This is a genomic window from Chamaesiphon sp. OTE_8_metabat_110, from assembly GCF_031382685.1.
GTDB lineage: Bacteria > Cyanobacteriota > Cyanobacteriia > Cyanobacteriales > Chamaesiphonaceae > Chamaesiphon.
Genome location: NZ_JANMZA010000145.1, coordinates 1 through 8,651, shown reverse-complemented (window position 1 = coordinate 8,651; position 8,651 = coordinate 1). Strand labels below are relative to the sequence as shown.

Annotated in this window: 9 protein-coding genes; 1 reads left to right on the top strand and 8 read right to left on the bottom strand. The window is 45.2% G+C overall.

Annotation, left to right across the window (positions count from 1 at the left end; translation table 11 throughout):
- Positions 1-40 precede the first annotated feature (40 nt).
- Positions 41-1,123 carry a photosystem II q(b) protein gene (gene psbA, locus RMO52_RS05380; RefSeq protein WP_309739073.1) on the top strand — a complete coding sequence of 361 codons (1,083 nt, stop codon included), beginning with the start codon at positions 41-43 and terminating at the stop codon, positions 1,121-1,123.
- A 120-nt stretch (positions 1,124-1,243) separates the two neighbouring features.
- Here the strand turns inward: psbA and RMO52_RS05375 are convergent, their stop codons facing one another.
- The 8 genes from RMO52_RS05375 to RMO52_RS05340 form a co-directional block, all read right to left on the bottom strand.
- Positions 1,244-1,636, bottom strand: a complete 393-nt coding sequence (locus tag RMO52_RS05375) for a hypothetical protein (RefSeq protein ID WP_310411613.1) — start codon at positions 1,634-1,636, stop codon at positions 1,244-1,246.
- A gap of 104 nt (positions 1,637-1,740) precedes the next feature.
- Positions 1,741-2,514, bottom strand: coding sequence for a hypothetical protein (locus RMO52_RS05370; RefSeq protein ID WP_310411610.1), 774 nt, complete (start codon positions 2,512-2,514; stop codon positions 1,741-1,743).
- Complete coding sequence (locus RMO52_RS05365) at positions 2,507-3,484, bottom strand: ABC transporter ATP-binding protein (RefSeq protein WP_310411608.1); 978 nt, start codon at positions 3,482-3,484, stop codon at positions 2,507-2,509. Before RMO52_RS05365 ends, RMO52_RS05370 begins: the two co-directional genes overlap by 8 nt.
- A gap of 47 nt (positions 3,485-3,531) precedes the next feature.
- Entirely contained in the window at positions 3,532-4,581 is a 1,050-nt protein-coding gene (locus tag RMO52_RS05360; RefSeq protein WP_309739064.1) for a Fic family protein, read from the bottom strand.
- 72 nt (positions 4,582-4,653) lie between these two features.
- Entirely contained in the window at positions 4,654-6,051 is a 1,398-nt protein-coding gene (locus RMO52_RS05355) for a GNAT family N-acetyltransferase (protein ID WP_309739062.1), read from the bottom strand.
- Positions 6,052-6,093: 42 nt separating this feature from the next.
- Positions 6,094-7,692, bottom strand: a complete 1,599-nt coding sequence (locus tag RMO52_RS05350) for a serine hydrolase domain-containing protein (RefSeq protein WP_309739060.1) — start codon at positions 7,690-7,692, stop codon at positions 6,094-6,096.
- A 152-nt stretch (positions 7,693-7,844) separates the two neighbouring features.
- Complete coding sequence (locus tag RMO52_RS05345; RefSeq protein ID WP_309739058.1) at positions 7,845-8,033, bottom strand: hypothetical protein; 189 nt, start codon at positions 8,031-8,033, stop codon at positions 7,845-7,847.
- 18 nt (positions 8,034-8,051) lie between these two features.
- Positions 8,052-8,579, bottom strand: a complete 528-nt coding sequence (locus tag RMO52_RS05340; protein ID WP_310411605.1) for a hypothetical protein — start codon at positions 8,577-8,579, stop codon at positions 8,052-8,054.
- Between the last annotated feature and the right edge of the window lie 72 nt (positions 8,580-8,651).

Genomic DNA, 8,651 nt, shown 5'->3' with positions numbered 1-8,651 from the left:
AAAACATTCCGTTCCACCAGGAACAAACAGCAATCATACAATGACCACAACCTTACAACGCACCCAGAGCGCCAACGTCTGGGAACGCTTCTGTAGCTGGATCGCCTCCACAGAAAATCGCATCTACATCGGCTGGTTCGGCGTACTTATGGTACCAACCCTCCTCTCCGCCACCATCTGCTTCATCATCGCCTTCATCGCCGCTCCCCCCGTAGACATCGACGGCATCCGCGAACCAGTCGCAGGCTCCTTAATGTTCGGCAACAACATCATCTCCGGTGCTGTCATCCCCTCCTCCAACGCTATTGGTCTTCACTTCTACCCCATCTGGGAAGCTGCTTCCTTAGATGAGTGGTTGTACAACGGCGGTCCTTACCAACTAGTAGTATTCCACTTCCTCATCGGCATCTTCTGCTACATGGGTCGTGAGTGGGAACTTTCCTACCGCCTCGGGATGCGTCCTTGGATCTGTGTTGCTTACTCAGCACCTGTTGCAGCAGCAACCGCAGTATTCTTGATTTACCCAATCGGTCAAGGTTCATTCTCAGACGGTATGCCTTTAGGTATCTCCGGAACCTTCAACTTCATGATCGTCTTCCAAGCAGAACACAACATCTTAATGCACCCCTTCCACATGCTCGGCGTAGCTGGTGTATTCGGTGGTTCATTATTCTCCGCAATGCACGGTTCGCTAGTAACCTCCAGCTTAGTTCGTGAAACAACCGAAGTTGAAAGCCAAAACTACGGTTACAAATTCGGACAAGAAGAAGAAACATACAACATCGTTGCAGCTCACGGCTACTTCGGTCGTCTGATCTTCCAATACGCTTCATTCAACAACAGCCGTTCCTTGCACTTCTTCTTAGCTGCATGGCCTGTAGTAGGCATCTGGTTCACATCTTTGGGTGTATCGACCATGGCCTTCAACCTCAACGGTTTCAACTTTAACCAGTCTGTTGTAGATGCACAAGGTCACGGAATCAACACCTGGGCTGACATCATCAACCGCGCTAACTTAGGGATGGAAGTAATGCACGAGCGTAACGCTCACAACTTCCCTCTGGACTTAGCTGCTGGTGAAGCTACTCCAGTTGCTTTGACTGCTCCTGCAATCAACGGTTAATATCTGTTCGATCTAAGAGTTTAAGAGATTAAAACCCCCTGACAGTAATGTCAGGGGGTTTTTGATTTGGGGTTATTTAGATGACTCTTAGTAGAATTGAACTCGATCGAGATTGCTAGTTTAAGATCGGAAGCCACCGCACTTAGACAAGGCTTGGCGGATATCAGTCGGCGCATCGTTTATCGATACAGATCTAGAAATCGGACATCCAAAAGTCATACTTTCGATCGAGCCATTCGATTTAAATTTGGCATCGAGTGGGAGCGAACCACGATCGAACACAACCACATAGCCACTAACGTCTTTACGAATCCGCTGATAGGTACCCAGCCAACCCTGAAAGCTTGTCAGTAACCCTCGCCCTTGGCTGGTGGGAGCAGAAGACTCGTACCGGAATGCTCGATCGAGAACGACTTCAGGAGCTGGCTGCGCGTTAGCCACCATCCCCAATGATGAAATCGATAGCAAAATCGTCGTTGTTGAGAGCGTAGCGATACGATGAGTAATTTTCATGGTTATAACCTTGTTATAAATTGAATGCTCGATTGTAATTTTGTTTAGATCTTAGCGTATGCACCAAAATCTATTGTTTGCTGACAATTGAGCAACATCAAAATTTATAATTCCGATCGCTGCATCCAGGTAATCGCCATTGCGAGTAACAACCCGATTGATATCCCCGCACTACAGATCGCCCACCAGCCCGTACTCGGAAAATTACCATTAAGTGTTTCGGAAGAATTGTGTTGCAGTGCCCAAACAGTATAGGGTTCGAGCCAGCGTAACTGGGTAGAAGGTAAACCCGATCCACTAAAAAAAATTGCCAATGCCACTGCGGTGACAGCCGCAATTTTGTCAAATAGTACTCCCAATAACAAAGTTAGCGCCAGCACAAATAACAGCACCAGATAAACCATCCCCACGCCAACGAGAAAATTTAACAGCGAGATAGTTGCAGGTAGTCCGACGATCGCGGCATAAATATAGACAATAATAGCAGGCGCACCAATGACGATCGCGGCGATAAATACCGCACAAGCCGCAAACTTACCGAGGATAAACCCCGCAGGTGATAACGGTTTGGCAAAAATCCACAGTAGAGTTTGGGTCAGCTTTTCTTCGACGATCGCGCCTTGAGTCAAAATAATTGTCCCAATGGACATCATATTACTACCCGACCACAAAAATAGTGCTAAGACCGCTGCACCGCGATCGTTGGTAGCCGTAGGCACCGTCAGCGCGGGAGTCAGAGTCAGCGCCATCCAAATAATCGATTGATTTATCCAGCGGTGCGTCCCAAACCAGGCGGCTAACTCTTTGCGATAAATGGCGTTAAAACCGCGATGCCAACTACTCCCAACGCGCTGGAGTCCCAAATCTCGCTCATTCATGTTTAGTGCCTCCACTGACTAAATTGACAAAAATATCTTCGAGATTGTGTGCCGATCGCTCAAAGTGGGTAACGATGGTGTTATTATCCGCGATCGCCAATCGCAATAGTTCGGTTTCAGCGCGGCGAGCATCACTGACATAAATTAGCAGTTTCGTCGTGTGGCTATTTGTTAGATCCGGCACTCCAGTTTCTAGCTCGATTTTGTTAATCCAAGGCATAGATAATAAGCGATTTTTAATAGTCGCACCGTCGCCGCGAACTGTCATGTGAAATAAATTACTATCGCCCGATAAGAGTTCTTCAATTCGCCCTTGGGCAATTAATCTCCCGCGTTCAAGAATGACGACACGATCGCTCACCCGCTGCACATCATCGAGAATGTGAGTCGAATAAAATACCGTACTGCGATCGCGAAAACTCTCCAAAATCTTCAAGACATCCCGCCGCCCCAACGGATCGAGCGCCGAAGCTGGCTCATCGAGAATGATTAATTCTGGATCGTTAATCGCCGCTTGCGCGATCCCTAACCGCTGCTTTTCACCACCAGAAAAACCCTTAACAGGTCGATCGGCTTTGCCGCTCAAACCCACCAATTCGATTAGTTCTTCAATTCGCGCGGCAATTGCAGTTTTAGAGCCAGTAAAGAAGAAGGAAGCCACAAACTGAAGCGTTTCTTTGGCAGTTAAATGACCGTAAAAACTTGGTGATTGAGCTAAAAATCCCACCCGTTCGCGAATCGCTACGCTATCGTTAACGATATTTTTACCAAAAACTGTCCCAACGCCACTTGTCGGCTGTACCAGCCCCAGCAACAGCTTAATCGTGGTACTTTTGCCCGCTCCATTAGCGCCGAGAAAACCACAAATCGAACCTCTCGGTACTGCTAAATTGAGATTACTGACAACTTGCCGTTTGCCATAGGATTTAGTCAGGTTTTGGGTGGAAATAATTAGATCTGGTGGTGTCATTATGCTCGAGCGGTAATTTAGGTAGCGGTGGCTGTTTCGATTACTATTTAACTAAGTCCATACCAAGTAGATCTCCCATTGCCATAGCGAACCAATAGTCGATCGACAGTCAGTTGTTTGAGCCGTGCCTTAATCGTGCTACGACTTTCACCTGTAGCTTGCTCGATCGATTGAGTCGTCACTCTGCCATGTTCCTTAGCTAATTCGAGGATGCGTACCGATAGCAATGGCAAAGTCGAAGCCATGATTTTTTCGGTGTCGAGTTTAGTTTGCAGTCTATTCTTCTGACGTTGGAGCACCCGCAGAAAAAATACCAACCACGGTTCCCAATTAGGCGATCGATCTTGATGAAGAGTTCCTTGAGTTTGTCGTAGCGCCAGATAATAGCCTTCTTTGCTCTCTTCGATAATGCTTTCGAGCGAAGAATATGGCACATAGCTATAGCCAGCTTTCAACAGCAATAGTGTCGTCAAAATTCGCGACAAACGACCATTTCCATCCTGAAATGGATGGATCGCCAGAAAGGTAACGACAAAAATTCCGATCGCTAGCAGCGGATGAATTGTGGGTGAAATCAGGCGATCTGCCGTCCAGTTGACAATTTCAGACATCTGACGCGGCGTGTCAAAGGGTGAAGTGGTTTCAAACACGATCCCCAAACTATTTCCATCTACGTCGAAAGCTTGCACACTATTCTCAAACTTCTTGTACTCGCCCCGATGTCGTTCGTCTTTGGGACTATATTTCAGTAGCATCTTGTGGAATTGTTTGATGTAATTTTCCGAGAATGGGATCGACTCCCAGCTTGCAAAGATCGAATCCATCACTTCGGCATATCCCGCCACCTCTTGCTCGTCGCGGGAAGTAAAACTTTGCTTCCCGATGTTAGCTAACAGTTCTTGTACCTGTCGATCTGATAATCTAGCTCCTTCAATCCGCGTCGATGAGCCGACACTTTCGATCGTGGCAATCTTGCGGAGAGCTGCCAATCGATCTGGTGCCAGAGTATTGAGTGCCCGCCACTTTCCTTTGAATTCGTCAATTTCAGCGATGAGCAACAGTAGCTCTTGGGTGATGGAAATGTCAGTATCTGTCATCAGAGTGGCTACTATGTCCGATTAATGAACCGATTGTAGCCAATTATGTCCGATTATGTCCAATTAATCAACTTACAGATGCTTGACATAGGCGATGTTAGTGTAAACACGTTCAAAGCCGATCGATTCATATAGTTGTCTCGCACCATAAGCATTTTCCGAATCCACGCCAATTTTGGCAATCTCGATGTTGAGAGTCTTAAGCCGAGCCAAGGCATGATGTAGTATCGCTCTAGCCAATCCGCGTCGTTGAAAGTCAGGACTGGTAAATAATAATGCCACCCAACCTTCTTGTCTGCCAACAAAAGTATTGTGCGATCGATCGATAGCGCAGTAACAAATAGCTGCAAACTTATCATCGGCATCGACGGCTACTAAATCTAGTTCGGGTAAGTAGTCAGGAGCTTGCAAGCGATGTTTGTAGCTTTCGACAGTTAGCGGGTGGTAGAGCCAAGCATTACAAAAAGCCTGATTGTGAAGATCCACCCATGCTTGTGCTTCCCGTTCGCCATCGACAGCGCGAATGCTAAAACCTTCAGGCAATTGTGATGTAGGAATATTTCGCTGCAATGACTGAGATAAAAACCAGTATTGACGACCTTTGACAAAACCATGATGCTCTAATATGGCAATGCGATCTAGGCGGCTATTGCGACTCCAAGTTAATAATTTAGGCTGTCCCTGACGTTCTCTAGCTACTTCACTAATCCGCTGTTCTGCCCAAGCAATAATTTGCGATTCTAAGTCACCACCACGCGCGAGCGGATGGACAAAAAACCAGAGTGTACTATTAGCAAGATTGTCTGGAATAGGTTCATCGATCGATAATTCGCCAAAACCAATTAATTTTCCCTGAGCATCTTCCCACAGCCCTAAATCGCGCGCTCGATCGATTGCCGGATTGGTTATGGATAAACGCAATTGCTCGAACGAGACAAATGACTCTAATCGATCGACTTTTTCGCAAGCATCAATGAGATCGATAATTAATTGAAGATCGGATTCGCCTTGGTATTGGCGCATTACTACTTTCCGCCTAAAATCTTGGGCATAAACGATACTCTGAGAGGCAACCTCGATCGCATAACCATCAGGATCTCGAACGTAAGCAAAGGGTTCGGCTACACCATTTTCCTCACGCACACCATATTCTAAAATTGTGCCACCGCAAGCAACAACTTTTTTGGTGAGGGCTTCGACTTCCGCATCTTCAACAACAATCCCAAAGTGACTCATCCCACCTGTGCCAACTGTTGCACCTGTTAGTTCGCTCAATGCAAGTAGATCGTCTGCGCCAGGTATACCTAGAATAATTTGCTTCACAAACAGATTTTGGCCCTCACGCTGAATTTCTCCACTCGTATCGACAATGCGAACATACCCAAACACTTGTTGGTAGAAATGTTCCGATCGAACGATATCGGCAACATTAAGATTTAGATGTAGTAATCCCATTGATTTTTTTGACATTTGTTTTATCTTGATTAGTGAAATGAGATTTGCCAATAATCTCTACTGCTTGCTAAAATGCACTCGCCGTACTCGATCGCTACATCGATCGAACCCAATAACTATTCCTCGATCGTCGCGGATAAATTCAAATTTGTCTGCTTTGAAAAGCAAGAAGTCTTTTCTAATCGATCTGAGCTGGAATGGCTCGATACCCTTATGTTTAACCCGTATTTTGTTATCATCTAGATATAGTTGATAGCTAAATTCTAATTCATCAGCATAATAAGTGCCGACGTAATCTGTTAATAGATCGGGTGCTGTTTCTAACATCTTTTCAAGCGTGAATTCCTTCACCCCATTGCCAATATCGACTTTGACGATCGGGCGAGTGGGATCTTCATGGAAATCAAGATCGTAGTCAATCTCATTATCGACAGATTGAAAATGAGTAGCATCGATCAGAACGAGCTGAAAATACATCCATGCTAATTTAGCCATGAGTTTTTCATCTTTTAGCTCTAGTTCCCAAACACTGTTTGTTGTCGGATTATGGTAAAGACCAGTTCTAATTTCTAGCTCTGCTAGCGGTAGATCGATTGGGGTAACAGAACGCGGCATTAGTTTGGCGATCGCTTGTGGATATTCATTTTTTAAATAGATATCGGCAACTTCAAAGGCTAATTTATTTGGGTTGAATGTACCAAGATTAGCCAAACAGATAACCGAAAAATTGCGATCTGGAAAACGAATAAATTGGCTCTGATAACCCATCCACGAGCCGCCGTGCGAAATCGTCTCTAAGCCACCGCGATCGCTTATTTGCAGCCCAAAAGCTCCAGATATAGTTTCGCCATTATCAAGTTTGCCTGGAGTAGTTATTTCTTCGATTAAATCTTGCCCATAGCCGCCCAATATATTATGGTAAAAATTTCGATCCCAGAGTGAGAGATCTTCAACTGTTGTATAAAGTTGTCCATCACCACAACAATCTAACCAAGACAAGGCAGTCTGAAAACCTCTATCTTCTTTCGGTTCATAGGCATCTGCTCTATTCTTGACGATTGCTCTAAAATCATCATGAAAGTGAGTATTTTTCATTCCCAACGGAGTAAATATATGTTCCTCAGCGAATACGCGCAGAGATTTACCTGAAACACGTTTAATTATTTCTGCTAATAAAAGATAGCCAGTATTGGAGTATAGTTGCTCGGTTCCTGGCTGAAAGTTTAAGCTTTGTTGACGAGTGACTAATGAAATGATGTCTTCAGTTAAATAATTATTCTCACCGATCGATCCACTCATCTCCATCAAAGTCAGATAGTCTCGCAAACCACTGGTATGACAACTTAGGTGTCTTAAAGTAATTGGGTGAGTATATTGAGGAATTTCGGGAATATGTTTTTGCAGTTCATCGTCTAGAGTTAGGAGATTTTGTCTGGCAAGTAATACAATACACATTGCGGTGAATTGTTTGGAATTAGAGCCGATATCAAAGACAGAATTGGGGGTGATGGGGATGTCATATTCCAAATTTGCCATTCCGTAGCCGCGTTTGTAGATGATTTCACCATTTTGGATAACGGCGAGGGCGCAGCCTGGGGAGTTGGGTTTATCCCATTGGGTAAATAGTCGATCTACTTTATCTGTGATTGATGACATAGAGTTAAATCATTATGCTGATGTCGATATCTGCCATCGGATTAGCTACCCCGTCTAATAAGTGAGCCGATTGTAGCCAATTATGTCCAATTAGAATGGTGGGCATATTCCTAACCTTTTAGTGAAGTCGGGGATGTCCTAAGTACTTGTCTCTACTTGAGATTGGGACAGTTAGCAAATATCTGCTGAAGATTGGCTGGTGCCTGCTTCAGGGAAATCTTAGTAGTCGGACAGCCCATGCGATAGTTCTCAATCGATCCGTCCGGCTTAAAATTAATCATCACTGGAGCAGAACCGCGATCGAAGATACCCAGATATTTAGTTGCGTCTACTTTTTGCACCTTTTGATAATCCCCCAATCACTGCTTGAGACTCAACAGCACTGGGCTACTTTCGCCGTTGGCACGGGTATTGGTTTTGAAAGATTTATCGAGAGCGGCTTGAGCTGGAGCTTTTGGGGCTGGTTTGTTTTTCTCACTAATTTCCAAATTGGCGATTCTGCCTTTGGCATCGATAGCGAGTTTGATAACTACGGCATCGGGTTCGGCTCGCTCGAATAAGACGCGATATTTACTGCCGCCGATAGATTGAACTGATTTGTAACTACCATACCTAAAGCGTCCTAGCTTCATGGTGATATCTCGCTGCATTTGAAGCGCATTCACATCCGAGTTTTTATCTACCGCTTTGAGAAATGCTGGTGTGAACCAACTTGCGTCTAATTTTTCCGCGACGATTAACCGATTGAGTGCGGCGGCGGGGGAAATGACTTGCGGCGGAACTACTGTGACGCTCTGTGCTGGTTTGGGTTTGGCGATGGCTAGTGGTATCGGTATTAGCCAGATGGAGGTGGTAACTAGCAATAGATGGGCTAAATGAGTTTTCATTTTTCAATCGCTGCTGAATATCTCGATTCGCTAGTTAGGATACAAACCCGACTTCTCAAAGAAGTCGGGTTT

What these genes read in the sequence shown, in the direction of transcription:
- RMO52_RS05360 (WP_309739064.1), bottom strand. Translation starts at nt 4,581, where the DNA reads ATGACAGATACTGACATTTCCATCACCCAAGAGCTACTGTTGCTCATC.
- RMO52_RS05340 (WP_310411605.1), bottom strand. Translation starts at nt 8,579, where the DNA reads ATGAAAACTCATTTAGCCCATCTATTGCTAGTTACCACCTCCATCTGG.
- psbA (WP_309739073.1), top strand. Translation starts at nt 41, where the DNA reads ATGACCACAACCTTACAACGCACCCAGAGCGCCAACGTCTGGGAACGC.
- RMO52_RS05375 (WP_310411613.1), bottom strand. Translation starts at nt 1,636, where the DNA reads ATGAAAATTACTCATCGTATCGCTACGCTCTCAACAACGACGATTTTG.
- RMO52_RS05370 (WP_310411610.1), bottom strand. Translation starts at nt 2,514, where the DNA reads ATGAATGAGCGAGATTTGGGACTCCAGCGCGTTGGGAGTAGTTGGCAT.
- RMO52_RS05365 (WP_310411608.1), bottom strand. Translation starts at nt 3,484, where the DNA reads ATGACACCACCAGATCTAATTATTTCCACCCAAAACCTGACTAAATCC.
- RMO52_RS05355 (WP_309739062.1), bottom strand. Translation starts at nt 6,051, where the DNA reads ATGTCAAAAAAATCAATGGGATTACTACATCTAAATCTTAATGTTGCC.
- RMO52_RS05350 (WP_309739060.1), bottom strand. Translation starts at nt 7,692, where the DNA reads ATGTCATCAATCACAGATAAAGTAGATCGACTATTTACCCAATGGGAT.